Raw genomic sequence first — 26998 nt, forward strand, 5'->3', positions numbered from 1 at the left:
CTCAGTCCTTGCGGTATTCGCGGCGTTGCCCGAGGCCCTGTTTTAGAAAATCCACCAGCTGCCGCACCTTAGGCGACAGATGCCGTTGCTGTGGGTAGATCGCCCACACGGCGGTGTCTGGTGGCTGCTGGTTGTCCAGCAAGGACACCAGTGCGCCGCTGCGCAGATGCTCCAGTACGTAATAGTCCGGCAGTTGGCACAAACCAATCCCGCGTAACGCGGCTTCCAGTACTGCTTGGCCGCTGTTGCAGCGCCAGTTGCCCTGCACCCGCATGCTGGCATCCTGGCCGTTGGCGGTAAAACTCCACAAGTCTGAGTTACCGATCAGGCAATTGTGCTGGCTCAGTTCGGACAGCGAGTGTGGGCGGCCATAGCGCTGCAGGTACTCGGGGGCGGCGCACAGGTACATTTGCCGCGAAGCCAGGCGTGCTGCCACCAGGCGCGAGTCCTGCAAGCGCCCTAGACGGATGGCCAGATCCAGGCCGTCGTGCAGCAGGTCGAGGGTGCGATTGCTCAGTTCGATATCCACCCGCAGCTGTGGGTGCTGGATCATAAACTCGGTTACCAGCGGCACAATAAAGCGTTCGCCATACGCCACCGCGCAGGTCATGCGCAGCAGGCCTTTGGGTTCGCTGCTCAGGTCACCTATGGCGCGCAGGGCTTCTTCGCGGGCGTCCTGCAGGCGCTGGCAATGTTGCAGAAAGGTTTGGCCGGCTTCGGTCAGCGCTACGCGGCGGGTGCTGCGATAGAACAGGCGCGTCTGCAGGCGTTCTTCCAGGCGCGCGATCTGCCGACTGACCTGGGACGACGACAAGCTCAGGCGTTCGGCGGCGGCGGTGAATTGACCACATTCGGCGACGGCGACAAATTCATCGAGGCCTTCCCAGCGGTTCATAGTGTTTTCCTTAAGGCGGTTTTTATCGGCAGATTATCCCTGTACAGCAAGAATGTTTTGTTTTTTAGCGGATTAATCTTTTTAAGGCACTGATCTACACTCTTCTCACTGTTGAATTCCCTGGAGAGTGCTGATGATCAAGTCCCGTGCTGCTGTAGCGTTTGCCCCGAACCAGCCGCTGCAAATTGTCGAAATCGACGTGGCGCCGCCCAAGGCCGGCGAAGTGTTGGTGCGTATTGTTGCCACCGGGGTGTGCCACACCGACGCCTACACCCTGTCTGGCGAAGATTCCGAAGGCGTTTTCCCGGCGGTGCTGGGTCACGAAGGTGGCGGTATTGTCGAAGCCATTGGCGAGGGCGTGACCTCGCTGGAAGTGGGCGATCATGTGATCCCGCTGTACACCGCCGAATGCCGCACCTGCAAGTTCTGCACATCCGGTAAGACCAACCTGTGCAGCTCGGTACGCGCCACTCAGGGCAAGGGCCTGATGCCCGATGGCACCAGCCGCTTCTCCTACAAAGGCGAGCCGATTTACCACTACATGGGCTGCTCGACTTTCTCCGAGTACACCGTATTGCCGGAAGTGTCCTTGGCGAAAATCCCTAAGGACGCGCCGCTGGAAAAAGTCTGCCTACTCGGTTGCGGCGTTACCACCGGCATCGGCGCCGTGCTGAATACCGCTAAAGTCGAAGCGGGTGCCACCGTGGCAATCTTCGGCCTGGGCGGCATCGGCCTGGCTGCAGTCATTGGCGCGAAAATGGCCAAGGCCTCGCGCATCATCGCCATCGATATCAACCCGGCCAAGTTTGACGTGGCCCGCGAGTTGGGTGCGACTGACTTCGTCAATCCGAAGGACTTCGCCAAGCCGATTCAGGACGTGATCATTGAAATGACCGATGGCGGCGTCGACTACTCCTTCGAGTGCATCGGCAATGTGCAATTGATGCGTGCGGCCTTGGAGTGTGCACACAAGGGCTGGGGTGAGTCGGTGATTATCGGCGTAGCCGGTGCCGGTCAGGAAATCAGCACCCGTCCGTTTCAGTTGGTCACCGGGCGCGTCTGGCGCGGGTCGGCGTTTGGCGGCGTGAAAGGCCGTACCGAGCTGCCAAGCTATGTGGAAAAGGCGCAGAAGGGCGAAATCCCGCTGGATACCTTTATCACCCACAACATGCCGCTGGAAGACATCAACAAGGCGTTTGACCTGATGCATGAAGGCAAGAGCATCCGTACCGTTATTCACTTCTGAGGTCGGTCATGAGTTTGGAAAATATTTCCTGCCAGAAGAGTGCAGGCGGTTGGCATAAACGCTACCGCCACCGTTCCGCGGTGCTGGGCTGCGACATGGTGTTTGCCGTGTACCTGCCACCGCAGGCGGAGCAGGGCGGCAAGCTGCCGGTGTTGTATTGGTTGAGCGGGTTGACCTGCACCGATGAGAACTTTATGCAGAAGGCTGGTGCGCACAAGCTGGCGGCCGAGCTGGGGATGATCATCGTGGCGCCGGACACCAGTCCGCGCGGCGCTGATGTACCGGATGATCCGGATAAAGCCTGGGACTTCGGTCTAGGCGCAGGTTTCTACCTGAATGCCACGCAGGAGCCATGGGCGCGGCATTACCGCATGTACGACTATGTGGTGCAGGAGTTGCCGGCGTTGATCGAGGCGAATTTCCCGGTATCCGACAAGCGTGGCATCAGCGGCCACTCGATGGGCGGGCATGGCGCACTGGTGTGTGCCTTGCGTAACCCAGGGCGTTATCAGTCGCTGTCGGCGTTTGCGCCGATCAGCAATCCGATTAATTGCCCATGGGGCGAGAAGGCGTTCTCGCGCTACCTGGGGGAGGAGCGTTCGCGCTGGCGCGAGTGGGATGCCTGCGTCTTGCTGGCCGAGGCCACGGAGAAACTGCCGATCTTGGTGGATCAGGGGGATCGTGATGATTTCCTCGAAAACCAGCTTAAGCCCGACGCGCTCAAAGCCGCGGCGCAGGCGGCAGGGCATCCATTAACCCTAAGGCTGCAGCCTGGTTACGACCACAGCTACTACTTCATCGCCAGCTTTATCGATGACCATCTGCGTCATCACGCCAAGGCGCTGTTGAGCTGAGGTTGCGCTGGCGAGCGATGCTTGCCTCGCCAGCGAGCCGGCTTCTGCAGGCCGCTTTCAGTTAGAATCACGCCCTGACTTTTTCAGGGCGTTGTTCTTTATGCGTATTGGCCACGGCTACGACGTACACCGTTTTACCGAGGGTTGTTTTATTACCCTGGGCGGCGTGCAAATTCCCCATCAGTTCGGCCTGTTGGCCCATTCCGACGGCGACGTGCTGCTGCATGCACTGAGTGACGCCTTGCTTGGCGCGGCCGCGCTGGGCGATATCGGCAAACACTTCCCCGACACTGACCCGAGCTTTAAGGGGGCGGATAGTCGTGTGTTGCTGCGTCATGTGCTGGGTTTGATTCACACTAAAGGCTGGCAGGTGGGCAATGTCGACGCCACCATCGTTGCCCAGGCTCCGAAGATGGCCCCGCATATCGAGACCATGCGTGCGCGGATTGCCGAAGACCTGCAGGTGAGCCTGGATCAAGTCAACGTCAAAGCCACTACCACTGAGAAGCTTGGCTTTACCGGTCGTGAAGAAGGCATTGCCGTGCATGCCGTTGCGCTGTTGGTTAGCCGATGAACGAACTTCAACTGTTGGGCCCGCGCGCCCATGGCGAATCCTGCGGCACGGCGGTGCTCAAAGCCGTAGCGGAAGACTTTCAAGTCGATGAAGTGCTGGATATCCCGCTGGCCGGCGAGGGCGAGCACCTCTGGCTGTGGGTGGAAAAGCGTGAGTTAAACACCGAAGAGGCAGCTAAACGCATCGCCCGTGCGGCGGGCGTGCCGCTGCGCCTGATCAGCTATGCCGGGCTCAAGGATCGCCAGGCGTTGACCCGGCAGTGGTTCAGTCTGCACCTGCCAGGCAAGGCCAATCCTGATCTAAGCGCTGCTGAAGATGCCAGCCTGAGCATCCTTAAACAGGTACGGCATACCCGCAAATTACAGCGCGGCGCGCATGCGGCTAATGGCTTTACCTTGCGCCTGACGCAGCTTGCTGTGGATCGCGAAGCGCTGGATCAGCGCCTGAAGCAAATCGCAGCGCAGGGTATTCCCAACTATTACGGCTTGCAGCGCTTCGGTTTTGAGGGCGGTAATGTCGCCCATGCTCGGCATTTTGCCCAAGGTAAAAACCTGCCGGAAAAACGTAATGTGCGCTCGCGGGTGCTCTCGGCCGCGCGTAGCTACCTGTTCAACCAGGTGTTGGCCGAGCGAGTAAAGGCCGGTACCTGGAATCAGGCATTGCTGGGCGACTTGCTGGCCTTCACCGACAGCCGCAGTTTCTTTGCTGCCGGTGAGGCCGAGTGTGCTGATCCGCGGCTGGCAATCCTTGATTTGCACCCAACCGGCCCGTTGTGGGGCTCTGGTGCCTCTCCCGCTGAAGGTACTGCCCAAGAGCTGGAACAGCAGTTGGCGGCGCGCGAGTCTGTCTTGGTCGACTGGTTGGCAGAAGCGGGCATGAACCATGAGCGGCGTATCCTGCGCCTCCCCATTGGCGGCCTGTCGTGGCATTATCCCGAGCCTGACATTCTGCAACTGGAATTCGTCCTGCCGGCTGGATGCTTCGCCACCGTCTTGGTGCGTGAGCTTGTCGATCTGTTGCCTGCAGGGCAGACGGACAACCCATGCGTATTCTGATTTCTAATGATGACGGCGTTGCTGCCCCAGGCCTGGCAGCGCTGCATGCAGCGCTGGCTGATTATGCCGAGTGCGCAGTGATTGCACCCGATCAGGACAAGAGTGGCGCGAGCAGTTCGCTGACCCTTGATCGTCCTTTGCACCCGAACACCTTGGCTAACGGCTATATCAGCCTGAATGGCACGCCGACCGACTGCGTGCACCTAGGCCTTAATGGCCTGCTGCCGCAGGTGGCGGATCTGGTGGTGGCAGGGATCAATCTGGGCGCTAATCTCGGCGATGACGTGCTGTATTCCGGTACGGTGGCCGCGGCTCTGGAAGGGCGCTTTCTGGCACGCCCGGCGTTTGCCTTTTCCCTGCTCTCACGTCTGCCGGATAACCTGCCGACGGCCGCCTATTTCGCCCGTAAGCTGGTCGAGGCGCATGAGCAACTCGATCTGCCGCCGCGTACCGTGCTCAATGTGAACATCCCCAACTTGCCGCTGGAGCATATCCGCGGGATCCAGCTGACCCGCCTCGGCCATCGTGCACGGGCAGCTGCGCCAGTCAAGGTGGTCAACCCGCGCGGTAAAGAAGGCTATTGGATCTCGGTGGCGGGTGATGCGGAAGATGGCGGCCCCGGCACAGATTTTCATGCGGTGATGCAAGGGTACGTCTCGGTCACGCCGTTGCAGCTGGATCGTACCTTTCAAGAAGGGTTCAACAGCTTGCAACCCTGGTTGGAGGGGCTGTTGTGATCTTCCGTGAACAGGATGATTTGCACCGCGGTATTGGCATGACCTCGCAGCGCACCCGCGAGCGTCTGATTCAGCGTCTTTACGAGGAGGGGCTGTCCAACGCCCACGTGCTGGAAGCTATTCGCCGCACGCCGCGCCATCTGTTTGTTGATGAGGCCCTGGCCCATCGCGCCTATGAAGACACCGCGCTGCCGATTGGCAGCAATCAGACCATCTCGCAGCCCTACATAGTTGCGCGCATGAGTGAGCTGCTGCTGGCCGCAGGCCCTTTAGACAAGGTGCTGGAAATCGGCACGGGTTCGGGGTATCAAACGGCGATTCTGTCCCAACTGGTCGAGCGCGTGTTTAGCGTTGAGCGTATCCAGAGTTTGCAGGACAAAGCCAAGGAGCGCCTGGTGCAGCTTAACCTGCGCAATGTGGTGTTTCGCTGGGGCGACGGCTGGGAAGGCTGGAATGCCTTGGGACCCTACAACGGCATTATCGTCACGGCCGCGGCGAGTAATGTGCCACAGGCCTTGCTCGATCAGCTGGCACCTGGTGGTCGCTTGGTTATTCCGGTCGGTGCGGGAGATGAGCAAGAGCTCTTGCTGATCGTTCGTGAAGAGCACGGCTTCTCACGGCATGTTCTCGATGCTGTGCGTTTTGTACCCTTGCTCAACGGCCCCCTGGCCTGATTTTCGATTGTTCGCGGATGGACCCATGAAGAAGTATTTTCTGCTCTACGCCAAAGGTATTGCCATGGGCGCTGCCGACGTAGTGCCTGGTGTATCGGGTGGTACCGTAGCTTTTATTACCGGTATTTATGACGAACTCCTGCGTTCGATTGCCAGCGTACCGGTGGCCCTTGGTTTGTTGCTGCGCGGGCGAATTGTTGAGGCTTGGAAGGCTGCCAATGCAACCTTTCTGCTGGTGCTGCTGCTGGGCATCATGACCAGCGTGCTGAGCCTGGCGCGGGTAATTACTTACCTACTGGTTGAGCAGCCGATTCCGGTGTGGTCGTTCTTCTTCGGCCTGATTCTGGTTTCCACCCACTTGGTGGTGCGGGAAATTCAACGCTGGAGCTGGGGACGAGCTGTCAGTCTGCTGCTCGGCGGGGCGTTCGCTTACTGGATAACCGTGGCTGCGCCGCTGCAGCTGGGGCATGACCCGTTGAGTCTGTTCTTCGCCGGGGCGATCGCCATTTGCGCGATGATTCTGCCAGGTATTTCCGGGAGCTTTATTCTGGTGCTACTGGGCCTGTACAGCTTTGTGCTGACGGCGGTAAAAGGTCTGGATATCAGCGTGTTGCTGATCTTTGCCAGCGGTTGCCTGGTCGGCATCGTCAGCTTTGCCAGTGCACTGCGCTGGCTCTTGGCGCGTTGGCGCGACCTGACGCTGGCGTTTTTGACCGGGCTGATGATTGGTTCCCTGAACAAAATCTGGCCATGGAAGGAAACCCTGACCTGGCGTACCAATAGTCATGGCGAGCAAGTGCCTTTGCTGCAGGCGAACCTGTGGCCTGAGCGTTTTGCCGAGATCAGCGGGCAAGACCCGCAGCTACTGTTGGCCATTGCCTTGGCTGTTACTGGCGTGGTGCTGGTGCTGGGGCTCGAGTGGTTGGCTGGACGAAACCCGCAAAGCGCTGCTGATAACCGATAATTGCGGCACAATGCACGCCTGTTAGATGCAGTCAGTTTTACCCGAGGGAGATGCAGGTGAGTTTCACAGCCATTCAATTGCCGATTCGCGCCAGCAGTGCTCGTAACCTGTTGAGTGGCCTTGTCCTCAGTGTACTGCTGGGTGCCTGTGCGAGTCCGCCGCCGGGCGGGGTCAAAGTGGTTGACCGTGCCCATGGCGGTGCCAGCCAGGCAGCGCAGCGTCAGCCGGTTCGTAGTGGTCAATATCAGGTGCAGCGAGGCGACACGCTGTATTCCATTGCTTTCCGTTTCGGCTGGGATTGGAAGGCGCTGGCGGCGCGTAACCGTATTGCGCCGCCTTACCTGATTCGGGTTGGCCAGATCATTCGCTTTGACGGGCACAGCGCCAGTCGTCCGCCTGTGGTGGTGACGGCCCCCGTGGTTGTCTCGCCGACCAGTCGGCCTAGCGCACCCATACAGTCCCGCCCTGTACAAACTCAGTCGCCGGCCCCGGTCAGAACTGCGCCTAGCGTGACAGCGTTACCGCCGACGCAGCGCTCGGCATCCGGTTGGTTGTGGCCCTCGAATGGCGCAGTTATTGGGCGTTTTTCCTCAAACGGCAGTTTGAATAAAGGCATTGATATAGCCGGTGAATTGGGCCAGCCTGTTTTAGCTGCGTCTGATGGTTCAGTGGTATACGCCGGGAGTGGTTTACGGGGCTACGGCGAGTTGGTAATCATCAAACATAGCGATACCTACGTAAGCGCCTACGGTCATAACCGCAGGTTGTTGGTACAGGAGGGGCAACAGGTCAAAGCCGGGCAGAAAATTGCCGAGATGGGCTCCACAGGAACCGACCGGGTGAAACTTCACTTTGAAGTCCGCCGCCAAGGTAAACCTGTAGATCCGCTGCAATACCTGCCTAAACGCTGACCTTACGCTAGCCTGTCTCCGCCACGTAGGAGGGACGGGCTCGGGTGTAACCAGGGACTTGGTGCGCTAGAGCTTGCTGTTGAACTCAGCAAGGAATATAAAAATGGCTATAAATAATAAAAAAGAAGCGCCGGAGTTTGATGTCGATGATGAAGTGCTCCTCATGGAGCCGGCTATTGTCTTGGACGACGAATCAAACGCAAACGCACAACCGCCACTTTCCCGCGCCAAAGCTAAGGCCTCCACAGCCAGCAGCAAACAACATAAGTACATCGATTACACTCGCGCGCTCGACGCCACTCAGCTGTACCTCAATGAGATCGGCTTCTCCCCTCTACTGACGCCTGAAGAAGAAGTGTTCTTTGCGCGCCTGGCGCAGAAAGGCGACCCGGCTGGCCGCAAGCGCATGATTGAAAGCAACCTGCGGTTGGTGGTGAAGATTGCACGGCGCTACGTCAATCGTGGCTTGTCCCTGCTTGATCTGATTGAAGAGGGCAATCTCGGTCTGATTCGTGCGGTGGAGAAGTTCGACCCCGAACGCGGCTTCCGTTTTTCGACCTATGCCACTTGGTGGATCCGCCAGACCATCGAGCGGGCGATCATGAATCAGACGCGTACCATTCGCTTACCCATTCACGTGGTGAAAGAGCTCAACGTTTACCTGCGCGCCGCCCGTGAATTGACCCAGAAGCTCGATCACGAGCCTTCTGCAGAAGAAATTGCCAACCTGCTGGAAAAACCTGTGGGCGAAGTCAAGCGCATGCTTGGTTTGAATGAGCGTGTTTCCTCGGTGGATGTCTCACTGGGTCAGGACTCGGACAAAACCCTGCTTGATACGCTAACTGACGATCGCCCGACTGATCCTTGCGAGTTATTGCAGGATGAAGACCTGTCGCAAAGCATCGATCAATGGCTATCGGACCTGACCGATAAGCAGCGCGAGGTGGTGATTCGCCGCTTCGGCTTACGTGGCCATGAAAGCTGCACGCTGGAGGAGGTGGGTCGGGAGATCGGCTTGACCCGTGAGCGGGTTCGGCAGATTCAGGTCGAAGCCCTCAAGCGCTTGCGCGAAATCCTGGAAAAGAATGGTCTGTCGAGCGACTCATTATTCCAGTGAGTCTGATGCATTAACCACAAACCCGGCGTCTGCCGGGTTTTTTGTGACAGGCTATTCTTGGCGCTCATCCCGTTTGGCAGCGTCTTTTACGCAGCAGTGCCTGGTGTTCTGGCTATTAATGCGAGAGGTGCTGTAAGCCATCGCTTACAAGCTGCGTAAGTGTTTGGTGTGTATGTTGGTTGGATAAGTGCCTGTCTATTAGATAAGTTACTGATTTATAAAGATTATTTTTTAATTATCGATGGCGTTAAGTGGTGTGCGCAGCAAAGCGGTGCGCTTGTTCGCAAAGCAAAGATCGCTAGTATTACACCTGTGCTGACGGACAAGCACAGGTTGTCAGGATGACAATCAGGACATCGCAGGACGCGATTCATCAGGACGATGAGCTGGGAAATACAGGGACTAGGGACAAAAAGTGGGCGGTTTATACCGCCCCTTTTTTTGCCTGGAGAAAAGTAAAAACCCGCGCAAGGCGGGTTTTTGTACAGCCGGTGAGCCGGATACTAGCGCTCTAGGTATTGCAGCTTGTCCTTAACGCCATCCCACTCTTCAGCGTCCGGCAGGGATTCTTTCTTCTCGGTGATGTTTGGCCAAACTTCGGCCAGATCGGCGTTCAGCTCGATGTATTCCTGCTGGTCTTCCGGCACTTCATCTTCAGAGAAAATGGCTTCTGCAGGGCATTCAGGCTCACAGAGTGCGCAGTCGATGCACTCGTCCGGGTGAATCACCAGGAAGTTCGGGCCTTCGTAGAAACAGTCCACCGGGCAGACTTCTACGCAGTCGGTGTATTTGCATTTGACACAGTTGTCGGTAACGACGAAGGTCATTTCTGATTCTCTCCTCGGGCGCCAGCCTGCCCCGTTCTATGCGGGCTTTAGCAGGCTAGGGGTAATGGCCACGGCTCAGGCTTTAAGTCGGGCATTGATAAAAATGCGCGCGATTCTAACAGTTCACGCGCAATAGCGTTAGAAGCGTGTCTTCCATGTATATAACAGTTCCAGCGCTTTGCGCGGAGTCAGATCATCTGGATTGATTTTCTGTAATTCCTCGAGCATAGGGTGCGGCAGGCTGGCGAACATGTCGCTTTGCATGGGCGCGCCGCTCTGGCCGAGCGGTGTGGACGGCAGATCATGAGGCAGGCTGGTGGTTTCCAGGCGCGCCAAATGCTCGCGAGCACGCAGTATGACTTCATTTGGCACACCTGCCAGTTGGGCTACGGCGAGGCCATAGCTTTGGCTGGCAGGGCCAGGCAATACATGGTGGAGGAACACGATGCGTTCGTTATGTTCGGTGGCGTTGAGGTGCACGTTGGCCACGATCGGCTGGCTTTCCGGCAGCACAGTCAACTCGAAGTAGTGGGTGGCGAACAGGGTATAGGCGCGTAGTTTGGCCAGTTGTTCGGCGGCGGCCCAGGCCAGCGACAAACCATCGAAGGTGCTGGTGCCGCGGCCGACTTCGTCCATCAGCACTAGGCTGCGTTCTGTCGCGTTATGCAGGATGTTGGCGGTTTCACTCATCTCCACCATAAAGGTCGAGCGGCCACCGGCCAAGTCATCGCTGGAGCCGATACGGGTAAAGATACGGTCGACCAGTGACAGCTCGCAGCTTTTGGCTGGGACGAAGCTGCCGATATGCGCGAGGAGTACGATCAGTGCGGTCTGACGCATGTAGGTGGATTTACCACCCATGTTCGGCCCGGTGATGATCAGCATGCGCGTGTCATCATCGAGGCTGAGGTCGTTGGCCACAAACGGCGTAGTCAGTACCTGCTCAACCACCGGATGACGACCCTGGTCGATGCGCATGCATGGCTCGTCGACAAAGCGCGGGCAGTTGAGATCGAGATTCAGCGCGCGCTCAGCCAGGTTACTCAGTACATCGAGTTCGGCCAGGGCGGCGGCACTGTCCTGCAGCGGGCCCAGGTGGCTGATCAGGCGTTCGAGCAGCTCGTCATACAGCAGCTTCTCGCGAGCCAGGGCACGGCTCTTGGCTGACAGCGCCTTGTCTTCGAATTCTTTGAGCTCGGGGGTGATAAAACGCTCGGCGCCTTTCAGGGTCTGGCGACGGATGTAGTCGGCCGGGGCGGATTCAGCCTGCTTGCTCGGCAGTTCGATAAAGTAGCCGTGCACGCGGTTGTAGCCGACTTTGAGGTTAGCCAGGCCGGTACGCGCTTTTTCCCGGGTTTCCAGGTCCATCAGGTACTGGCCGGCGTTCTCACTGAGCGATTGCAGTTCGTCCAGTTCAGCGTCATAACCGGTTTTCAGTACGCCGCCATCGCGGATCACCGCTGGCGGATTGTCGATAATCGCTTTTGCCAGCAGTTCGGCCAGTTCTGGGTAGGTGCTGACGATGACGGCCAGGCTTTGCAGGTGTGGCGAGTCCAGGCTGCTCAATGCCTGTTGCAGCTCGGGCAATGCGGCGAGGGCGTCACGCAGGCGTGCCAGGTCGCGCGGGCGGGCATTGCGCAGGCCGATGCGGGCGAGTATGCGTTCCAGATCACCGATTTCTTTCAGCTGTGGCTGCAGGGTTTCGAAGCGGTAGCTCTCCAGCAAGCAGGCGATCGATTCCTGGCGCGCTTCGAGAATGGATTGGTCGCGTAATGGACGATTCAGCCAGCGGCTGAGCAGGCGGCTGCCCATGGCGGTTTGGCAGCGATCGACCACCGATTGCAGGGTGTTGTCGCGACCACCCGCCAGGTTGATGTCGAGTTCCAAGTTGCGCCGGCTGGCCCCGTCGAGAATCACCGTGTCGTCCAAGCGCTCATGACGCAGGCTGCGCAAGTGCGGCAGGGCCGTGCGCTGGGTTTCCTTGGCATACGCCAGCAGGCAGCCGGCGGCGCCAATGGCCAGGGTCAGATTTTCACAGCCAAAGCCTTTGAGGTCCTGAGTGGCGAACTGCTGACACAGGCTCTTGAGCGCGCTGTCTCGCTCGAAATCCCACGGTGCACGGCGGCGTGCGCCGCGGCGCTTTTCGGCGGGCAAGCCCTGCGGCCAGTCATCGGGAATCAATAGCTCAACCGGGTTCAGGCGCTCCAGTTCCGCCAGCAGGTTTTCCCAGCCCTTGATCTCCAGCACGCTGAAGCGGCCGCTGGTGATATCCAGCACGGCAAGGCCAAACAGGCGCTCGTCGCCCAATACTGCGGCTAGCAGGTTGTCGCGGCGCTCATCCAGTAGGGCTTCGTCACTGACCGTGCCTGGGGTAATGATGCGCACCACCTGACGCTCCACTGGCCCCTTGCTGGTGGCCGGATCACCGACTTGCTCGCAGATCACCACCGACTCGCCGAGTTTGACCAGCTTGGCTAGGTAACCCTCCAGTGAGTGGTAGGGGATGCCGCACATCGGAATGGCCTGGCCGGCCGATTGGCCACGGGCTGTCAGGGTGATATCCAGCAGCTTGGCGGCTTTTTTCGCGTCCTCGTAGAAGATCTCGTAGAAGTCGCCCATGCGGTAGAACATCAGCTCGTCTGGGTGCTGGTTTTTCAGCCGCCAATACTGCTGCATCATCGGCGTGTGAGAACTGAGGTCGCTTTGGCTCATCGTTTAACTGTCCGGCTGAATCGCAAAAGCGCCTAGTGTACGGTATCGACCTGGCTGGCTTTAACCCCGGAGTGCAGATGAATAGTAATGACTACGCCTTGACCCAGTTGGCTGCCCAGCTCGGTGTGCAGTTGCTCGAGGCGAAGGCTCACGTGACAACCGCGGAATCCTGTACCGGTGGCGGTATTGCCGAGGCGATTACGCGGATCCCGGGCAGTTCGGCTTGGTTCGAGGCCGGCTATGTCACCTATTCCAATGGGCAAAAGGTCCAGCAGCTGGACGTGTCTGAGGCGCTATTCGGCATTGTCGGTGCGGTGAGCCAGGAGGTGGTCGAGGCGATGGTGCGCGGGGCCCAGGCTAACAGCGGCGCGCGCTATGCGGTGGCGGTCAGCGGTGTGGCCGGCCCTGACGGTGGCACAGCGGAGAAGCCAGTGGGCACCGTATGGCTGGCTTGGGGCGATGGCGAGCGGCTGCTTAGTGGGCGTCGGCAGTTTTCCGGTGACCGGGCCGAAGTCCGCCGACAGACGGTCGAGGCAGCACTGGCGGGGCTGTTGCGGCTGTTGGCGCAAGAAAATCCAAACGCGGGGTAGGCGGACGACTTGCCCTGTGGAATAATACTGTCTACTTATACAGTTGTTGGTGGCCGCTAGCTGGCCCTTCTTGATTACGTGAGGACTTAAATGGACGAGAATAAGAAGCGCGCCTTGGCGGCTGCCCTAGGCCAGATTGAAAAGCAATTCGGCAAGGGTGCGGTCATGCGCATGGGCGATCATGATCGTCAGGCGATTCCGGCCATCTCCACCGGCTCGCTGGGTTTGGACATCGCGCTGGGCATCGGCGGTCTGCCGAAAGGCCGTATCGTTGAAATCTACGGCCCTGAGTCTTCTGGTAAAACCACCCTGACCCTGTCGGTCATCGCTGAAGCGCAGAAGCTCGGCGCTACCTGCGCCTTCGTCGACGCCGAGCACGCACTCGATCCTGAGTACGCCGGCAAGCTGGGTGTAAATGTCGATGATCTGTTGGTGTCGCAGCCCGATACCGGCGAGCAGGCCCTGGAAATCACCGACATGCTGGTGCGTTCCAACGCCATCGACGTGATCGTCATCGACTCCGTGGCGGCGTTGGTGCCGAAGGCAGAAATCGAAGGCGAGATGGGTGACATGCACGTCGGTCTGCAAGCTCGCCTAATGAGCCAGGCGCTGCGCAAGATCACCGGCAACATCAAGAACGCCAACTGCCTGGTGATCTTCATCAACCAGATCCGCATGAAGATCGGCGTGATGTTCGGCAGCCCGGAAACCACCACCGGCGGTAACGCACTGAAGTTCTACGCCTCGGTACGCCTGGACATCCGCCGCACCGGTGCGGTGAAGGAAGGCGACGAAGTGGTCGGCAGCGAAACCCGCGTCAAAGTGGTGAAAAACAAAGTCGCGCCGCCTTTCCGTCAGGCCGAATTCCAGATTTTGTATGGCAAGGGCATTTACCGTAACGGCGAAATTATCGACCTCGGTGTGCAGCTTGGTCTGCTAGAAAAATCCGGTGCCTGGTACAGCTATCAGGGCAGCAAAATCGGCCAGGGTAAGGCTAATTCGGCCAAGTACCTGGAAGACAATCCGGAAGTGGCGCGCACTGTCGAGGGGCTGATACGTGAGAAGTTGTTGGTCACTGCTGCGCCGGCCAAGGCCAACGCTACGGCCGATGACCTGGCTGATGCCGACGCCTGATTTATCGGGACATGAGCATTGTTCTGGATACCCCCGTCGCTGTGCGGCGGGCGGCCATGGACCTACTGGCGCGGCGTGAGCATGGCCGTGTCGAGTTGACCCGCAAGCTGCGCAGACGTGGCGCGGCAGATGAATTGATTGGCGCAGCCCTCGACCGCCTGGCGGAAGAGGGTTTGTTATCTGAAGCGCGCTATCTGCAAGCTTTTGTCAGTTATAAGGCGCGTGCCGGTTATGGGCCGTTGCGTATCCGTGAGGAACTGACGCAGCGTGGCCTGGCCCGCAGCGATGTCGAGCAGGCTTTGCGCGACAGTGGTATCGACTGGGGTGAATACCTGCAAGAGACCTGGCGGCGCAAGTTTGCCGGCGAATTACCGCACGATGCTCGCGAGCGTGCCAAGCAAGGGCGCTTTCTCAGTTATCGAGGTTATCCGCCTGAGCTGATCGGGCGCTTGTTGCGTGGTGCGCTGGACGATTAAACCGATACGGCCTGTCGCTCAGTTAACCGTTAGCCGCTGCCATTGCTTACTACTGTTACTTGTACTCCCCTCCCTTATTCCGATACTGCAGCAGTACTGGCTACAGAGTGCTTTGCACTGCAGTGCCGGCAGTCGATAGCTGTTTTTTCGTTAGCCTGATAGCTATTCCGATAGCCCGTGAGCAGGCTATCGGCTGGTGCGTGCAGGTCAGGCCGGTTCTGCCCAGTGTTGCGGCTGATTGACTAGGTCTAGCAACTCGCGCAAGCGACCATGGTTACGGCCGTTGAAGGCAAAGGCCAGGCGCGTCATGTGGCAGAGCTCTGGCTCGTCCTGCTCGGATTCACAGCGCGCCTGCTGTTGGAAGTCGCCGTGTTTGCACAGGTCGCGAAACTCGCTGTTCAGCTGCTGCATCGCCGCCTCGTTCAGCGCATGGTTAAGGCGGATGACGTAGCTCTCATTGAGCCAACGGCTGGAGTGGTAGTTGCGGTAGAACTGGGCGATCGCTTCGGCGGCTTCTTCAGCGCTGTGCACCAGACGCAACAGGTGCATGTCGCTGGGCAGGATGTAGCCGTTGTCCTGCAGCTGCTCGCGGATAAACGTCAGGGCGCTGGTCCAGAAGGTGCCGCCCGGTTGATCGAGCAACACCACTGGCACCAACGGGCTTTTACCCGTCTGGATCAAGGTCAGCACTTCTAGCGCTTCGTCGAGGGTGCCGAAACCGCCCGGGCAAAGCACCAGGCCATCGGCTTCCTTGACGAAGAACAGCTTGCGCAAAAAGAAGAAGTGGAACGGCAGCAGGTTGTTGCTGCCTTGTACGGTGGCATTGGCATCTTGCTCGAAGGGTAGGGTGATATTGAAACCCAAGCTGTTTTCCAGCCCCGCACCTTCGTGAGCGGCGGCCATGATGCCACCGCCGGCACCGGTAATGACCATTAGATTATGCTTGGCCAGGGTCTCGCCGAGGTCGCGAGCCAGGCTGTACATCGGATGATTTGCCGGGGTACGTGCTGAACCAAACACGGTCACCTTGCGTCGCCGTTTGAACTGCTCAAGCGCGCTGAAGGCATGCTCCATCTCGCGCAGGGTTTGTTGCATGATCTTCGCGTCCCAGCGGTTGCGGTCCGCCTGCGCCATGCGTACAACCGTGTGGAGCATGGCCTGGTAGAGCTTGATGTTGGGGCTGTCGGGTGGCGTTACCAGCGTGCTCAGCTCTTCCACTTTAGCGTGCAGGTCGACGCCACTGATCTGAAAGTGCCGGGACAGATAATCGTCCGATTCATAGGGCATGCAACATCTCCTTCAGGTTACTGGCCGAGGCTGCGCAGTGTTGAGTCGGCCGAGCCTTGAGTATGCCTGGCGGTTAAAGCTTTGTGCGGCGCAGGCCGCTAGATGATTGCCGGCAGCCTTGGCCCTGCCACATTCAGAGGGCGATTTGCTCGCCGGGCTCAGGAATGTTGGCGATCCAGTTCAGGCGCTCGCGCAAGGTCAGCTGCAGGGTCTGCATTTTCTCCAGTTCGCCATGCACCAGATACAGCTCGGGGTGATGGTCGAAATGGCTGACCCAGTCAATCAGTTGCGACTGGCCGGCGTGTGCCGAGAACCCGCCAAGGGTATGCACTTTGGCTTTTACCGCGATGCGCTGGTGGAGGACTTTCACGTGCTCTGCGCCATCGACGATGTTGCGCCCGAGCGTGCCCTTGGCCTGGAAGCCGGGAAAAATCAGGTGGCAGTCCTCGCGCCAGAGGTTGTGCTTGAAGTGGTGAACGATCCGGCCGCCTGTGCACATGCCACTGCCGGCGATAATAATGGCGCCGCTTTTTATCCGGTTGATTGCCATCGACTCCTCAGGCGTGGGCGTGCAGCGCAGGATCGGCAGCCAGTCTTCGATACGTTTGCTGCCGTGCGCCTGAAACTCCGCGCGCTCCTCACTGGCAAACTGCTCTTGAAAGCGTGAGTAGATGGCGTTGGCGCGAATCGCCATGGGACTGTCGAGGAACACCACTTGCTGAGGTAAGCGGCCTTCGTGATAGAAGCGGCCCAGATAGTAGATCAGGTCTTGCGTGCGGCCCACGGCGAACGAGGGAATGAGCACGTTGCCACCGTCACGATGAGCCTGCTGCAGAATCTCCACGAGTTCATCCAGGGTGTCTTCGCTGCAGCGATGGTCGCGATCACCGTAGGTCGATTCAAGCAGCACAACATCGGCCTGCTTAAGTGTGCTGGGGTGTTGCAACAAGGGTGAGCAGGTATTGCCCAGGTCGCCGGAGAACACCAGGCGGCGGGTCAGGTGATGGTCCTGTACTGCTATTTCGACAATCGCCGAGCCGAGGATATGCCCGGCATTGTGGAAGGTCACTTGCACGCCTTTAGCGACCTCCCGGGTCTCGCCATAGAGCATGGGCTGACGCTGGCTCAGGGCCTGTTCCGCATCGGCTTTGGTGTACAGCGGGCTGATGGCGGTTTTGCCCATACGCGCCCGCCACTTGTTTTCCCACTCGGCGTCTTTCTCCTGAATAAAGGCTGAATCGAGCAACATCAGCTCCATTAGCTCAGAGGTCGCGTCGGTGGCGAAGATCGGCCCGCGGTAGCCTGCGGCCGCGAGCTTGGGCAGCAGGCCGGTATGGTCAATATGTGCGTGGGACACCACCACGGCATCCAGGCTGCGCGGCACAAAGGGGAACGCGGCGCGGTTACCTTCGTTCTCTTCGCGGCGGCCTTGGCGCATGCCACATTCGAGCAGAACTTTCGCGCCATCGCGGCTTTCGATCAGGTAGCAGGAACCGGTGACCTGTTGAATGGCGCCGAGGAAGTTGAGCAGAGCCATGGCTAATACCTATAGGAGTCGAATGGGTGCGGGTTAGCCTGCGCTAAAAAACCGCGATGACTATTGATGCAGGTCAGCTGCTTTCCGAACCCAACGTCCTAGACTCTAGGTACCCATGAGGAGTCGCATATGACCCAGCTATTCCCTAGTGCCAGCGAGCTGGCAGAGCATGCACGCAGTGAGCCGTCCTTTGCCGCTTGGCAGCGCGGTTACGGCCCTTTTCAGCATAGTCCACAGGCCTGTGCGGCGGTTTACCGCTTGGCGCATCAGCTGGTACAGGCGGGCTCACAAGCTGACCTGGCCAGCGTCTACCGACATTTTTATGCGCTGGACCGGCTGGCTGCGGCAGGGATGTGGTTGGTTGTGCATATGACCTATGCCCAGCGCGTGCGTCTGGATGGTGTGCCCCTGGCGGCAGAGGATTTCAAAGTGACCCCGGAAGGGCACACCGGTGGTGCGCTGAATATGGTGCCGGCTTATGCCGGTTACTTGGCATTGAATAACCTGACCGGCGAAACCCGTGGCTGGTTAATGGGCCAGGGTCACTGCGTGGCGGCAATTGAAGCGCTTAATCTGCTGACCGCCAATCAGCACCCTGAGCAGGCCGCGCGCTACCCCTGTGACGAGGCGGGAATGAGTCAGATGGTGGCTGATTTCTACAGTTATGTGCAGAACGCGGCTGGCCAGGTCAGCGCCCCGTTGGGCAGTCACGTTAACCCGCATACCGCCGGCGGCATTGCTGAGGGCGGCTACCTGGGTTTTGCCGAGTTGCAATACGCCCATCTGCCGTTACCGGGTGAGAAGCTGGTGGCGTTCCTCTCGGATGGGGCTGCCGAGGAACAACGCGGCAGTGACTGGATGCCACGCTGGTGGCGCGCGGAAGACTGTGGGCTGGCTTTGCCGTTGATGATTGCCAACGGCCGGCGCATCGAGCAACGCACCGAGTTGGCAACGCCTGCGGGGTTGGATAACTTCCGCGAGCATCTGCGTCATTGCGGTTTTGACCCCGTGAGTTTTGATGGTCGGGATCCGGCGGCCTTTGTCTGCGCCCTATGGGGCATGGAGCAGCGCATGGGTCGTCGCGTGCAGGAGCTGCGCGATAGCGTGCTGAACTATCCGTTGCCAATGCCCTATGGCATTGCCGAAACAGTCAAAGGTTTTGGTTTTTATGGTGCCGGCAGCAATGCCGCGCATAACCTGCCGCTGCCGGCTAACCCGTATACCGATGAGTCTGCCCGCGAGCTGTTCAACCAACATGCGGCGCAGCTGTGGGTAGCCCCCGATGAGCTGCGTAGCGCCTGCGCACTGTTCGCCGCCCGCGGTGAGCGTGCTTTGGAGCGGGACAATCCCTTGGCGCAGCGCCAGCCGCCAGCGGCGCAACTGCCTGCACTGGATTATCAAGACAGCGCCTGCTCGCCGATGCTGGCGCTGGATCGGTTCTTTATTGATTTGGTGCGGGCCAACCCGCAGTTACGCCCTCGGGTTGGCAACCCCGATGAGTTGGCCAGCAATCGCTTGGGCGGCGTGCTAAAGGCGCTCAAGCACCGGGTTATTGCGCCGGAAAGCGAGCTGGAAGCACTGGATGGCGCCATCATTACCGCGCTCAACGAAGAGGCGGTGGTGTCCGCCTGCCTGGCCAATCAGGGCGGCCTGAACCTGGTGGCCAGCTATGAGGCCTTCTGCGTGAAGATGCTTGGCGCGGTGCGCCAACGGATCATCTTTGCCCGTCAGCAGAAAGAGGCAGGGCGTCCGGCGGGTTGGCTCGGCTGGCCGCTGGTCGCCACTTCGCATACGTGGGAGAACGGCAAGAACCAGCAGTCGCATCAAGACACCACGTTCTGTGAGGCGTTGCTGGGTGAGATGAACGATATGGTGCGGGTGGTCTTTCCAGCTGACCATAACTCGGTGTTGGCCCTGCTGCCGGGCATCTATCAGGCACGTGGCCAGCTGGCGTGCATGGTGATTGCCAAGCGGGAACGGCCTTATGCCTTCAGTCCTGAGCAGGCCGAGCAGTTGGCGCAGGACGGGGCTGTTGTGCTGGCTGAGGAGCCTGGCGCGCAGCCTGTGCTGCTGATTGCCACCGGCAGTTATCAACTGGCTGAAATGCAGCGCGCCAGCGTGCGTTTGAGCCAGGCAGGTTGTGCCTGGCGCTTGGTGTACCTGCAGGAACCAGGGCGTTTTCGTGAGCCGCGCGATCACTGGGAACAGGCCGGTATTACCGATGCCGGGCGGGTTGAGCAGATCTTCCCGGCGAGATATTCACGCCGTGTGCTGTTGACCCATATGCGCCCGGAAGTGGCGCGTGGGCATCTCTGGCCGCTGCTGGGTGATGGGCGTCAGAGCCGCGTATTGGGTTACCGCAATCGGGGCGGCACGCTGGATGAAGCCGGCATGTTATTCGCCAATCAGGCGAGCTGGGCGCATGTGCTGGAGGCCGTTGCCGTGTTGCTGGATAAGCCGCTCGATGAGTTGCTCAATGCCGAGGAGCTCGCGGCGGTGCAGGGGCGGGGTGATCCGCGGAGCCTGCGTTAGGCGCACGCTCCGCACGACGGGCTGAGGCGAGTCGCGCGAAGCAGGGCGGCATTTACCGGCTTACAGCGCGCAGTCGGCTTTGCTGAACCGCTCGGTGGTTACCGGGCGGTTGCTTTTGTATTCGCTGAACTCATAACGCAGTACCGCACCGCGCACCAACAGCTGGCGATAACCGGCATTGCGGCACACGCTGTTGGCCAGCTGTGCGCGGACCACATCCGGGTTGCCGCGCATCTTCGCGGCATGCTCGCTGCGCACGCTGAGGTGGTTGACCAGCTCGCTGCCGTCAACCGTATAGCCTTGATCGAGGATGTCGGCGTTGATCGCGCGCGGCGTGCCCACGCTGCTTTCACGCGCCACGTTTTCCAGGGTTTTGCTCAGTTCAAAGTCTTTCAAGGTGGCGGCATGGGCAAACAGCGGGAGGCTCAAGGCCAAGGTCAGGCTGGTCAAACGCAGCATGGGGTTCTCCAAAGTCGATTCGCACCTTCTGACCGGCAGGGCGGGGCAGAGGTTCAGTGACGCTTATCTTACTCGCCTGCCGGCACTTGCGCAGTGGCAACGGCAGGCGGCGTAAGACGCACGGTTGAGTGGGCCGCCGCGGGCTTTGTTAGACTGCCGCGCTTATCGACCCAGGATCACCCATGCCGCCCCTTCTAATCTGTCAGGTACGCACCTGATGAGCCACGCTGTCGCACGTTTGCGAGCTGCGCGGATTGCCCGCAGCGTCAAACCCTTTCTCGCTCGTGGCAGCCGCTCGGTGCGCTGTGATGATTGCCGTTTGGCGGTGACCCATTGCCTGTGCGCCTGGCGTCCACGTATTGCGGCAACCTCGGGGGTGTGCCTGTTGATGCACGATGTGGAAGCGCTTAAGCCGAGCAATACCGGCTGGTTGATTGCCGATGTGCTGGCAGATACCGCGGCGTTTGGCTGGTCGCGGGTGGAGGTCGATGCTGGCTTGCCGGCGTTGCTGCGTGATCCACAGTGGCAGCCTTATCTGGTGTTTCCGGGCGAGTATGTGGCCGCCGAGCGAGTGGTCAGCGTGGTGCAGCCGGATACGGGGAAACGGCCGTTGTTCGTGCTGCTGGATGCCACCTGGAGCGAGGCACGCAAAATGTTCCGCAAAAGCCCCTACCTCGACAGCCTGCCGGTGCTCAGCCTGCAGGCTGAGCAGCTGTCACGCTACAAGTTGCGCCGCTCTAAACGAGACGATCATTTTTGCACCGCCGAAGTCGCCGCGCTGTGTTTGGAGCTGGCTGGTGACCAGCGCGCCGCCGATGGTTTGAATGCCTATCTGGACGTGTTCAGCCAGCACTACCTGGCGGCCAAGGCGCCGCGAGCGGTGCCGCTGGATGATCCTCTGCATGAGCGCCTGCGCGAGTTCCTCTAAGCGCCTGGCGAAAGTCGATCAGCGTTGCCGGGCCTGGGTAAAGCCAGGCCCGGCTGGTTTGCCTGAGGTTTAAACGGCTTGGCGTTCAGCCAGTGTTTTCGGCCACAGTTGCGCCATCAACATGCCCGCTAACATCAGCGCACAACCGAAGTAGCCGCGCAGTTCCAGCGATTCACCCAATAGCCAAGCGCCGGCAATGGCGGCGAATACCGCTTCCAGCGAGAGGATGATCGCGGCGTGGGAGGCGATGGCATCTTTCTGCGCCACCACCTGCAAGGTAAAGCCGACCGCCACGCCAAAAACTCCGCCGTAGAGAATCGCCGGGCCGGCCGCGATGATCGCTTGCAGCTGGATTTCCTCGAAGATCACCGCCAGCACCAGGCTGATCACCGCGCAGGTGATGAACTGCACCAAGGCCAAACGCAGCGGGTCATGCCGCCCGGCAAAGAAGCCTACCAGCAGTACGTGCACGCCCCAGACAAAGGCCCCGGCCAGTTGCAGCCAATCGCCGGAGGCCACCTGAAAGCCCTCGCCGACGCTCAATAGGAACATGCCGACTACCGCCATGCAGGCTCCCAGCCAGATGCCCAGGCCGGTCTTGTGGCCGATAAACAGCCCCAGCAGCGGTACGATGATCACGTACAGCCCGGTGATAAAGCCGGAGTTGGTGACGCTGGTGAACAGCAGGCCGACTTGCTGCAGGTTGATCCCCAGTGCGAGCGCAAGGCCCATCAGCATGCCGCCACGCAGTAGCTGGCGGTTTAAGGGGACGACCTTGGCACTGCTGATGCGGCCTTCCAGCAGTCGCAGCACGGGCAGTAAAATCAGCGCGGCTAGGGCAAAGCGTAATCCGCTATAAAGAAAGGGACCGATGGAGTCCATGCCCAGTCGCTGGGCGACAAAAGACGAACCCCAGATCATCGCAGTTACTAGCATCAATAGGTCGGCACGTAGGGCGTTGCTTCGCATTTCAGGCAACTCGTCGGTAAAGCTGCGAACTGTGCCGGAAAGCACCGCGCTTGACCACCCCGTCGGCGCTCGGCATGCTTGATCGCTTTTTTTGCGATGATAGGTTTGGTTGCGCTGCAACCCTGTACCCTGCGCGCACTGTTCACCGAGCCCTGGGCAATACCCCTGGCGGGTATCCACATAACAAAAAATAGGATTCACCATGGCCGCATTTGAAATCCTTATTGCTGATGATCACCCCTTGTTTCGCAGTGCCTTGCAGCAGGCACTGACCCTGGGACTGGGGCCGGATGTACGGCTGGTTGAAGCGGCCAGCATTGCCGAACTGGAAGCCTGCCTGGTGCAGAAGACCGATTGGGATCTGGTTCTGCTCGACCTTAATATGCCAGGCGCTTACGGTTTTTCCGGCCTGGTGCTGTTGCGTGGGCAGTATCCGCATATCCCCGTGGTGATGATCTCCGCCCAGGAAGAGCCGGCCATCGTCGCGCGTTCTCGCGAGTTCGGCGCCAGCGGCTTTATTCCTAAATCCAGCCCGTTGGCAACCATTCAGCAAGCGGTGCGCTTGGTACTCGATGGTGAGGTTTGGTGGCCGCAGCAGAGTCAGGAGGCCATTGCCTTGTCAGCCGAAGCCAAAGCCGCCAGCGCCGGCTTGGCCAGCCTGACGCCGCAGCAGTTCCGCGTACTGACCATGGTCTGTGATGGTTTGCTGAACAAGCAGATTGCCTATGAATTGGGCGTCTCTGAGGCCACGGTGAAGGCGCACGTCACCGCGATCTTCCGCAAGCTTGGCGTGCGTACCCGCACCCAGGCGGCGTTGCTGCTGCAGCAGTTGGAAACGATTGCGTCTAACTAGCGTGTTTTTTCTGCCGCGCTTGGCGTAGCCTGCCAGGCTTTCTCGCATATGGTCGTGATGATGTCGCCATTCAAAGGCCAAACGGGCTTTAAACGTGTTCTCAATGCCACGGGTTATTCGCTGGCCGGTTTGCGTGCGGCCTTCACTGGCGAGGCCGCTTTTCGTCAGCTGTTGTTGATCAATTTAGTGCTGGTGCCCTTGGCCTTCTACCTGGATGTCAGCCGCGTCGAGCGCGCGTTGATGGTTGCGGTCTGTGTGTTGGCGCTGATCGTCGAGTTGCTCAACTCGGCGGTGGAAGCGGCGATCGACCGCATCTCCCTGGAGCTGCACCCACTGTCGAAAAACGCCAAGGACATGGGCAGTGCCGCCCAGTTCACTGCGCTCTGCCTGATTGCTCTGGTCTGGGCGATTATTCTGCTGGGGTAGTAGCTGGGTTATCAGGCGATGGTCGGCAGGACGATTTGATCGCTGCGTGTTACCCCTGCCGTGAGCGCGCGGCACAGCTCGATAAATTCACGCATGGCAGCGGTCTGGTACTTCTGTTTGTGCCAGATAAAGTAGAACTGCCGGCGCAGGTCCAGCTCCGGTGTTTCCACCGGCACCAGGCTGCCCCGGCGAAATGCATCGCGCAGCGCCAGGCGGGAAATGCAGCCAATCCCCAGGCCCGACTCCACCGCCCGTTTGATCGCTTCGGTGTGCTCCAGCTCCAGGCGAATGTTCAGGCCCGTACGGTGATGACGCATGGCCTGGTCGAAGGTTAGGCGGGTGCCGGAGCCTTGTTCGCGAAGAATCCAGGCCTCGTGCGTCAACTCCTCCAGGCTCGCCTCGCGGCGTTGCGCCAGGGCATGTTGCGGGGCGCAGAACACCACCAGCTCATCCTCGACCCAAGGCTGCACCTCGATATCCGGGTGCTGGCAGTCACCTTCGATCATGCCCATGTCCAATTCATAGTGGGCAATCTGCTGCACCACATAGGCGGTGTTATGCACCTGCAGTTTCACCCGGCACTCCGGATGACGCTGCATAAAGCTGCCGATCAGCAGGGTGGCCAGGTAGTTGCCCACGGTCAGGGTGGCACCGACATCCAGTGAGCCGAAGCCACTCTTGCCGCCCAGCAAGCGTTCGATTTCCTTGGCCTGGTCGAGCAGGGCCACGGCCTGAGGCAGCAACTGTAGGCCGAGGGCATTTAGGCATAGGCGTTTGCCGGCGCGGTCGAACAGTTGGCAGTCGGACTGGCGCTCCAGTTCGCTCAACGAGGTACTGGTCGCCGATTGCGACAGGGCCAGGGAGTCAGCGGCGCGGGACACGCTTTCCTGCTGAGCGACGGCGACGAAGACTTGCAGTTGTCTGAGGGTAAATCGCATATCTATATAACCGATAACCTATATCTTGATAATCAAGTTAACAGATATTGCGTCGCTCATTACAATGCCACGCAATCGCGCCTAAGCGCGCAGGCAATCTTACCTTCTGCGGAGTCCCGAGCATGAGCAACCTTAACGCTGAGCGCATTCTGAGTGTTCATCACTGGAACGACACGTTGTTCAGCTTCAAGTGCACCCGTGATCCCGGTTTGCGCTTTGAGAACGGTCAGTTCGTGATGATCGGCCTGCAGCAAGAGACCGGCCGTCCGCTGATGCGCGCCTACTCCATCGCCAGCCCGAACTGGGAAGAGCATCTGGAGTTTTTCAGCATCAAGGTGCCGGACGGCCCACTGACGTCGCAGCTGCAGCATATGAAGGAAGGCGACGAGATCATCATCAGCAAGAAGCCCACCGGCACGCTGGTGCTGGATGATCTCAAGCCTGGTAAGCACCTGTATCTGCTCAGCACCGGTACTGGTCTGGCGCCCTTTATGAGCGTGATTCAGGACCCGGAAACCTATGAGCGCTTCGAAAAAGTGATTCTGGTTCACGGTGTGCGCTATGTGAACGAAGTGGCCTACCGCGAGTTCATCACCGAGCACCTGCCGCGCAACGAGTTCTTTGGCGATGCGCTGAAGGACAAGTTGATCTACTACCCAACGGTGACCCGCGAGCCGTTCGAGAACCAGGGGCGTCTGACTGATCTGATGCGCAGCGGCAAGCTGTTTCGGGATATCGGCCTGCCACCGATCAACCCGCAGGATGACCGTGCGATGATCTGCGGCAGCCCAAGCATGCTCGATGAAACCAGCGAGGTGCTGAACGAGTTCGGTCTGCAGGTTTCCGCGCGGATGCGCGAGCCGGGTGACTACTTGATTGAGCGGGCGTTCGTCGAAAAGTAAGTGTTACAGCAGTAAAAAGCCCGCCTATTGGCGGGCTTTTTTATCCGTCTTCAGTCACGTTAATCAGCGCTGTGCGAGCGGTTGCCACCGCTCTGCTTGGCCCGGTACATGGCGTTGTCGGCATGCTGCAGCAATTGCTGTTCAGTCTGGGCATGTTGCGGGTACAGGGCGATGCCGATGCTCGGCAGAACGTTCAGGTGCTGGCTGTTCAGCTCAAAGGGCTGATTAAGGCTCTGGCGAATTTTTTCGGCGACGACGCTGGCATGATCGGCGGACGCAAAGTCTTCAAGCAATATGACAAATTCATCGCCGGCAAAGCGGGCCACCGTATCGACCTCGCGCAGGCATTGCTGGATGCGCTGGGCCACGCTTTGCAGCAGCAGGTCGCCGGCGGCATGGCCGAGGGTGTCGTTCACCTGCTTGAACTTGTCCAAGTCGAGAAACAGCAGCGCCACTTGCGACTGCTCGCGGCGGGCGCGGGTCAGCGCTATGTGCAAGCGGTCACGCAGCAACTCGCGGTTGGGTAACTGAGTGAGCTGGTCGTACTGCGCCATAAACTGCAAACGGCTCAACATCTGTTGGCGCTCGATAGCCGTTGCCACCTGGGTTGAGACGAATTGCAGCAGCTCTTGCTCGTCTTCGTTGTAGTCATGGTTGAGTACCGCACTGCGCACGACCAGGGCACCCATCACGCCTGTATGCGACTTCAGCGGAACCCCTAGCCAGTAGCAGTGGGTTGGCGGTTGGCCTGCGCTCTCTTGGGTCGCCGACGTGCGTAGCAGAGGCTTGCCGCTGTGTATCACCTCGGCACTGAGCGTTGCGATAGTCAGTTGGGGGGCGGCGTTGAGTTCTTCTGTGGGGTGAGCGGGGTAGGGAAAGGTCAGGGCATCGTGTTGTTGATCATAGAGCGCGACGGAGAAGTTAATCGCAGGCAGCAGTTCGTCGATGATCAAGTGCACCTGCTGGAACAGTTCAAGCAGGTTTTTTGCCGAGTGGGCGACCTCTGAAATGCCGTACAGCGCCGTTTGGATAGCCTCGTTGCGCTTGCGGGCAGTAATGTCATGGGCCACCGCAACACGCACCTGATCATCGTCCGACCAGCGCGCGGACCAGAGGATGTGCACCGTTTGCCCATCTTTGCGCAGGTAACGGTTTTCGAACTGTGGCTTGCTGCCCCCGGCCATGACCTCTGCTGCGGCTTGCAGGGTTCTTGCGCGGTCGTCTGGGTGGACCATGTCGATCATGATCTCGCCGACCATTTCATCCGCGCGATAGCCGAAAATGCGCTGGCAGGCCGCGCTGACAAAAACGAAACGCCCGCTTTTATCCACAACACAGACGGCGTCGAGCAGTAAATCAACCAGGTTTTCGCTTGGGCTGTAGGCGCTGGGCTTCATACGA

Annotated in this window: 26 protein-coding genes; 17 read left to right on the forward strand and 9 right to left on the reverse strand. The window is 59.5% G+C overall.

Annotation, left to right across the window (positions count from 1 at the left end; translation table 11 throughout):
* Position 1: 1 nt before the first annotated feature.
* Positions 2 to 895: a LysR family transcriptional regulator gene (locus Q0V31_RS11785; RefSeq protein WP_298187883.1), complete on the reverse strand. Its 894-nt coding sequence runs from the start codon at positions 893 to 895 to the stop codon at positions 2 to 4.
* Between the two features lie 133 nt (positions 896 to 1028).
* Here Q0V31_RS11785 and Q0V31_RS11790 point away from each other — a divergent pair, with 133 nt between their 5' ends.
* The 9 genes from Q0V31_RS11790 (at position 1029) to rpoS (ending at position 9027) form a co-directional block, all read left to right on the forward strand.
* On the forward strand, positions 1029 to 2141 hold the full coding sequence (locus Q0V31_RS11790; protein ID WP_298187885.1) for an S-(hydroxymethyl)glutathione dehydrogenase/class III alcohol dehydrogenase: 1113 nt from the start codon (positions 1029 to 1031) through the stop codon (positions 2139 to 2141).
* 8 nt (positions 2142 to 2149) lie between these two features.
* Entirely contained in the window at positions 2150 to 2995 is an 846-nt protein-coding gene (fghA, locus tag Q0V31_RS11795; protein WP_298187893.1) for an S-formylglutathione hydrolase, read from the forward strand.
* 100 nt (positions 2996 to 3095) lie between these two features.
* The gene (gene ispF, locus Q0V31_RS11800) at positions 3096 to 3569 is read left to right on the forward strand and encodes a 2-C-methyl-D-erythritol 2,4-cyclodiphosphate synthase (RefSeq protein ID WP_298187895.1); all 474 of its coding nucleotides are present in this window, start codon (positions 3096 to 3098) and stop codon (positions 3567 to 3569) included.
* Positions 3566 to 4624, forward strand: a complete 1059-nt coding sequence (truD, locus tag Q0V31_RS11805) for a tRNA pseudouridine(13) synthase TruD (protein WP_298187897.1) — start codon at positions 3566 to 3568, stop codon at positions 4622 to 4624. The genes ispF and truD overlap by 4 nt, the downstream gene beginning before the upstream one ends.
* Complete coding sequence (surE, locus tag Q0V31_RS11810) at positions 4612 to 5361, forward strand: 5'/3'-nucleotidase SurE (protein WP_298187899.1); 750 nt, start codon at positions 4612 to 4614, stop codon at positions 5359 to 5361. The genes truD and surE overlap by 13 nt, the downstream gene beginning before the upstream one ends.
* Positions 5362 to 5399: 38 nt before the next feature.
* Complete coding sequence (locus Q0V31_RS11815; protein WP_298191052.1) at positions 5400 to 6035, forward strand: protein-L-isoaspartate(D-aspartate) O-methyltransferase; 636 nt, start codon at positions 5400 to 5402, stop codon at positions 6033 to 6035.
* A 25-nt stretch (positions 6036 to 6060) separates the two neighbouring features.
* Entirely contained in the window at positions 6061 to 6999 is a 939-nt protein-coding gene (locus tag Q0V31_RS11820) for a DUF368 domain-containing protein (RefSeq protein ID WP_298187901.1), read from the forward strand.
* A 50-nt stretch (positions 7000 to 7049) separates the two neighbouring features.
* A complete protein-coding gene (locus tag Q0V31_RS11825; protein WP_298187903.1) occupies positions 7050 to 7910 on the forward strand; it encodes a peptidoglycan DD-metalloendopeptidase family protein in 861 nt (286 codons plus the stop codon).
* Between the two features lie 103 nt (positions 7911 to 8013).
* Positions 8014 to 9027, forward strand: a complete 1014-nt coding sequence (gene rpoS / locus Q0V31_RS11830; protein WP_298187906.1) for an RNA polymerase sigma factor RpoS — start codon at positions 8014 to 8016, stop codon at positions 9025 to 9027.
* A gap of 503 nt (positions 9028 to 9530) precedes the next feature.
* On the opposite strand, the gene fdxA is transcribed toward rpoS, so the two are convergent.
* Positions 9531 to 9854, reverse strand: a complete 324-nt coding sequence (fdxA, locus tag Q0V31_RS11835) for a ferredoxin FdxA (protein WP_298187908.1) — start codon at positions 9852 to 9854, stop codon at positions 9531 to 9533.
* A gap of 138 nt (positions 9855 to 9992) precedes the next feature.
* Complete coding sequence (mutS, locus tag Q0V31_RS11840; RefSeq protein WP_298187909.1) at positions 9993 to 12566, reverse strand: DNA mismatch repair protein MutS; 2574 nt, start codon at positions 12564 to 12566, stop codon at positions 9993 to 9995.
* 77 nt (positions 12567 to 12643) lie between these two features.
* Between mutS and Q0V31_RS11845 the strand changes: the two genes are divergently transcribed.
* The 3 genes from Q0V31_RS11845 to recX all read left to right on the forward strand — a co-directional run bounded on the left by Q0V31_RS11845 (position 12644) and on the right by recX (position 14766).
* The gene (locus tag Q0V31_RS11845; protein ID WP_298187910.1) at positions 12644 to 13156 is read left to right on the forward strand and encodes a CinA family protein; all 513 of its coding nucleotides are present in this window, start codon (positions 12644 to 12646) and stop codon (positions 13154 to 13156) included.
* 90 nt (positions 13157 to 13246) lie between these two features.
* Positions 13247 to 14290: a recombinase RecA gene (gene recA, locus Q0V31_RS11850; RefSeq protein ID WP_298187912.1), complete on the forward strand. Its 1044-nt coding sequence runs from the start codon at positions 13247 to 13249 to the stop codon at positions 14288 to 14290.
* A gap of 11 nt (positions 14291 to 14301) precedes the next feature.
* A complete protein-coding gene (gene recX / locus Q0V31_RS11855; protein ID WP_298187918.1) occupies positions 14302 to 14766 on the forward strand; it encodes a recombination regulator RecX in 465 nt (154 codons plus the stop codon).
* 207 nt (positions 14767 to 14973) lie between these two features.
* On the opposite strand, the gene Q0V31_RS11860 is transcribed toward recX, so the two are convergent.
* Both Q0V31_RS11860 and Q0V31_RS11865 read right to left on the reverse strand, forming a co-directional pair.
* Positions 14974 to 16053, reverse strand: a complete 1080-nt coding sequence (locus Q0V31_RS11860) for an LOG family protein (RefSeq protein WP_298187920.1) — start codon at positions 16051 to 16053, stop codon at positions 14974 to 14976.
* A gap of 133 nt (positions 16054 to 16186) precedes the next feature.
* Positions 16187 to 17590, reverse strand: coding sequence for an MBL fold metallo-hydrolase (locus Q0V31_RS11865; protein WP_298187921.1), 1404 nt, complete (start codon positions 17588 to 17590; stop codon positions 16187 to 16189).
* A gap of 129 nt (positions 17591 to 17719) precedes the next feature.
* Between Q0V31_RS11865 and Q0V31_RS11870 the strand changes: the two genes are divergently transcribed.
* Entirely contained in the window at positions 17720 to 20122 is a 2403-nt protein-coding gene (locus Q0V31_RS11870; RefSeq protein ID WP_298187924.1) for a xylulose 5-phosphate 3-epimerase, read from the forward strand.
* Positions 20123 to 20182: 60 nt separating this feature from the next.
* Here Q0V31_RS11870 and Q0V31_RS11875 read toward each other — a convergent pair whose 3' ends face one another.
* Positions 20183 to 20581, reverse strand: coding sequence for a quorum-sensing-regulated virulence factor family protein (locus Q0V31_RS11875; protein WP_298187926.1), 399 nt, complete (start codon positions 20579 to 20581; stop codon positions 20183 to 20185).
* 217 nt (positions 20582 to 20798) lie between these two features.
* Between Q0V31_RS11875 and Q0V31_RS11880 the strand changes: the two genes are divergently transcribed.
* Positions 20799 to 21509: a tRNA-uridine aminocarboxypropyltransferase gene (locus Q0V31_RS11880; protein WP_298187928.1), complete on the forward strand. Its 711-nt coding sequence runs from the start codon at positions 20799 to 20801 to the stop codon at positions 21507 to 21509.
* A gap of 69 nt (positions 21510 to 21578) precedes the next feature.
* Here the strand turns inward: Q0V31_RS11880 and Q0V31_RS11885 are convergent, their stop codons facing one another.
* Positions 21579 to 22478 (reverse strand): DMT family transporter, encoded by a 900-nt coding sequence (locus Q0V31_RS11885; protein WP_298187930.1) that lies wholly within the window; start codon positions 22476 to 22478, stop codon positions 21579 to 21581.
* Between the two features lie 202 nt (positions 22479 to 22680).
* Here Q0V31_RS11885 and erdR point away from each other — a divergent pair, with 202 nt between their 5' ends.
* Both erdR and Q0V31_RS11895 read left to right on the forward strand, forming a co-directional pair.
* Positions 22681 to 23331: a response regulator transcription factor ErdR gene (gene erdR, locus Q0V31_RS11890; protein WP_298187932.1), complete on the forward strand. Its 651-nt coding sequence runs from the start codon at positions 22681 to 22683 to the stop codon at positions 23329 to 23331.
* Between the two features lie 54 nt (positions 23332 to 23385).
* Positions 23386 to 23757 (forward strand): diacylglycerol kinase, encoded by a 372-nt coding sequence (locus tag Q0V31_RS11895; RefSeq protein ID WP_298191054.1) that lies wholly within the window; start codon positions 23386 to 23388, stop codon positions 23755 to 23757.
* 11 nt (positions 23758 to 23768) lie between these two features.
* Here the strand turns inward: Q0V31_RS11895 and Q0V31_RS11900 are convergent, their stop codons facing one another.
* Positions 23769 to 24695, reverse strand: a complete 927-nt coding sequence (locus tag Q0V31_RS11900; protein ID WP_298187934.1) for a LysR family transcriptional regulator — start codon at positions 24693 to 24695, stop codon at positions 23769 to 23771.
* 122 nt (positions 24696 to 24817) lie between these two features.
* Here Q0V31_RS11900 and fpr point away from each other — a divergent pair, with 122 nt between their 5' ends.
* On the forward strand, positions 24818 to 25597 hold the full coding sequence (gene fpr / locus Q0V31_RS11905; protein WP_298187936.1) for a ferredoxin-NADP reductase: 780 nt from the start codon (positions 24818 to 24820) through the stop codon (positions 25595 to 25597).
* Positions 25598 to 25656: 59 nt separating this feature from the next.
* On the opposite strand, the gene Q0V31_RS11910 is transcribed toward fpr, so the two are convergent.
* A complete protein-coding gene (locus tag Q0V31_RS11910; RefSeq protein WP_298187938.1) occupies positions 25657 to 26994 on the reverse strand; it encodes a GGDEF domain-containing protein in 1338 nt (445 codons plus the stop codon).
* Positions 26995 to 26998 lie beyond the last annotated feature (4 nt).

Source organism: uncultured Pseudomonas sp., assembly GCF_943846705.1.
Taxonomy (GTDB): domain Bacteria; phylum Pseudomonadota; class Gammaproteobacteria; order Pseudomonadales; family Pseudomonadaceae; genus Aquipseudomonas.

Excerpts from the sequence above, each read along its gene's own strand:
- Q0V31_RS11785 (WP_298187883.1), bottom strand. The coding sequence starts at position 895 with ATGAACCGCTGGGAAGGCCTCGATGAATTTGTCGCCGTCGCCGAATGT.
- Q0V31_RS11790 (WP_298187885.1), top strand. The coding sequence starts at position 1,029 with ATGATCAAGTCCCGTGCTGCTGTAGCGTTTGCCCCGAACCAGCCGCTG.
- fghA (WP_298187893.1), top strand. The coding sequence starts at position 2,150 with ATGAGTTTGGAAAATATTTCCTGCCAGAAGAGTGCAGGCGGTTGGCAT.
- ispF (WP_298187895.1), top strand. The coding sequence starts at position 3,096 with ATGCGTATTGGCCACGGCTACGACGTACACCGTTTTACCGAGGGTTGT.
- truD (WP_298187897.1), top strand. The coding sequence starts at position 3,566 with ATGAACGAACTTCAACTGTTGGGCCCGCGCGCCCATGGCGAATCCTGC.
- surE (WP_298187899.1), top strand. The coding sequence starts at position 4,612 with ATGCGTATTCTGATTTCTAATGATGACGGCGTTGCTGCCCCAGGCCTG.
- Q0V31_RS11815 (WP_298191052.1), top strand. The coding sequence starts at position 5,400 with ATGACCTCGCAGCGCACCCGCGAGCGTCTGATTCAGCGTCTTTACGAG.
- Q0V31_RS11820 (WP_298187901.1), top strand. The coding sequence starts at position 6,061 with ATGAAGAAGTATTTTCTGCTCTACGCCAAAGGTATTGCCATGGGCGCT.
- Q0V31_RS11825 (WP_298187903.1), top strand. The coding sequence starts at position 7,050 with ATGCAGGTGAGTTTCACAGCCATTCAATTGCCGATTCGCGCCAGCAGT.
- rpoS (WP_298187906.1), top strand. The coding sequence starts at position 8,014 with ATGGCTATAAATAATAAAAAAGAAGCGCCGGAGTTTGATGTCGATGAT.
- fdxA (WP_298187908.1), bottom strand. The coding sequence starts at position 9,854 with ATGACCTTCGTCGTTACCGACAACTGTGTCAAATGCAAATACACCGAC.
- mutS (WP_298187909.1), bottom strand. The coding sequence starts at position 12,566 with ATGAGCCAAAGCGACCTCAGTTCTCACACGCCGATGATGCAGCAGTAT.
- Q0V31_RS11845 (WP_298187910.1), top strand. The coding sequence starts at position 12,644 with ATGAATAGTAATGACTACGCCTTGACCCAGTTGGCTGCCCAGCTCGGT.
- recA (WP_298187912.1), top strand. The coding sequence starts at position 13,247 with ATGGACGAGAATAAGAAGCGCGCCTTGGCGGCTGCCCTAGGCCAGATT.
- recX (WP_298187918.1), top strand. The coding sequence starts at position 14,302 with ATGAGCATTGTTCTGGATACCCCCGTCGCTGTGCGGCGGGCGGCCATG.
- Q0V31_RS11860 (WP_298187920.1), bottom strand. The coding sequence starts at position 16,053 with ATGCCCTATGAATCGGACGATTATCTGTCCCGGCACTTTCAGATCAGT.
- Q0V31_RS11865 (WP_298187921.1), bottom strand. The coding sequence starts at position 17,590 with ATGGCTCTGCTCAACTTCCTCGGCGCCATTCAACAGGTCACCGGTTCC.
- Q0V31_RS11870 (WP_298187924.1), top strand. The coding sequence starts at position 17,720 with ATGACCCAGCTATTCCCTAGTGCCAGCGAGCTGGCAGAGCATGCACGC.
- Q0V31_RS11875 (WP_298187926.1), bottom strand. The coding sequence starts at position 20,581 with ATGCTGCGTTTGACCAGCCTGACCTTGGCCTTGAGCCTCCCGCTGTTT.
- Q0V31_RS11880 (WP_298187928.1), top strand. The coding sequence starts at position 20,799 with ATGAGCCACGCTGTCGCACGTTTGCGAGCTGCGCGGATTGCCCGCAGC.
- Q0V31_RS11885 (WP_298187930.1), bottom strand. The coding sequence starts at position 22,478 with ATGCGAAGCAACGCCCTACGTGCCGACCTATTGATGCTAGTAACTGCG.
- erdR (WP_298187932.1), top strand. The coding sequence starts at position 22,681 with ATGGCCGCATTTGAAATCCTTATTGCTGATGATCACCCCTTGTTTCGC.
- Q0V31_RS11900 (WP_298187934.1), bottom strand. The coding sequence starts at position 24,695 with ATGCGATTTACCCTCAGACAACTGCAAGTCTTCGTCGCCGTCGCTCAG.
- fpr (WP_298187936.1), top strand. The coding sequence starts at position 24,818 with ATGAGCAACCTTAACGCTGAGCGCATTCTGAGTGTTCATCACTGGAAC.
- Q0V31_RS11910 (WP_298187938.1), bottom strand. The coding sequence starts at position 26,994 with ATGAAGCCCAGCGCCTACAGCCCAAGCGAAAACCTGGTTGATTTACTG.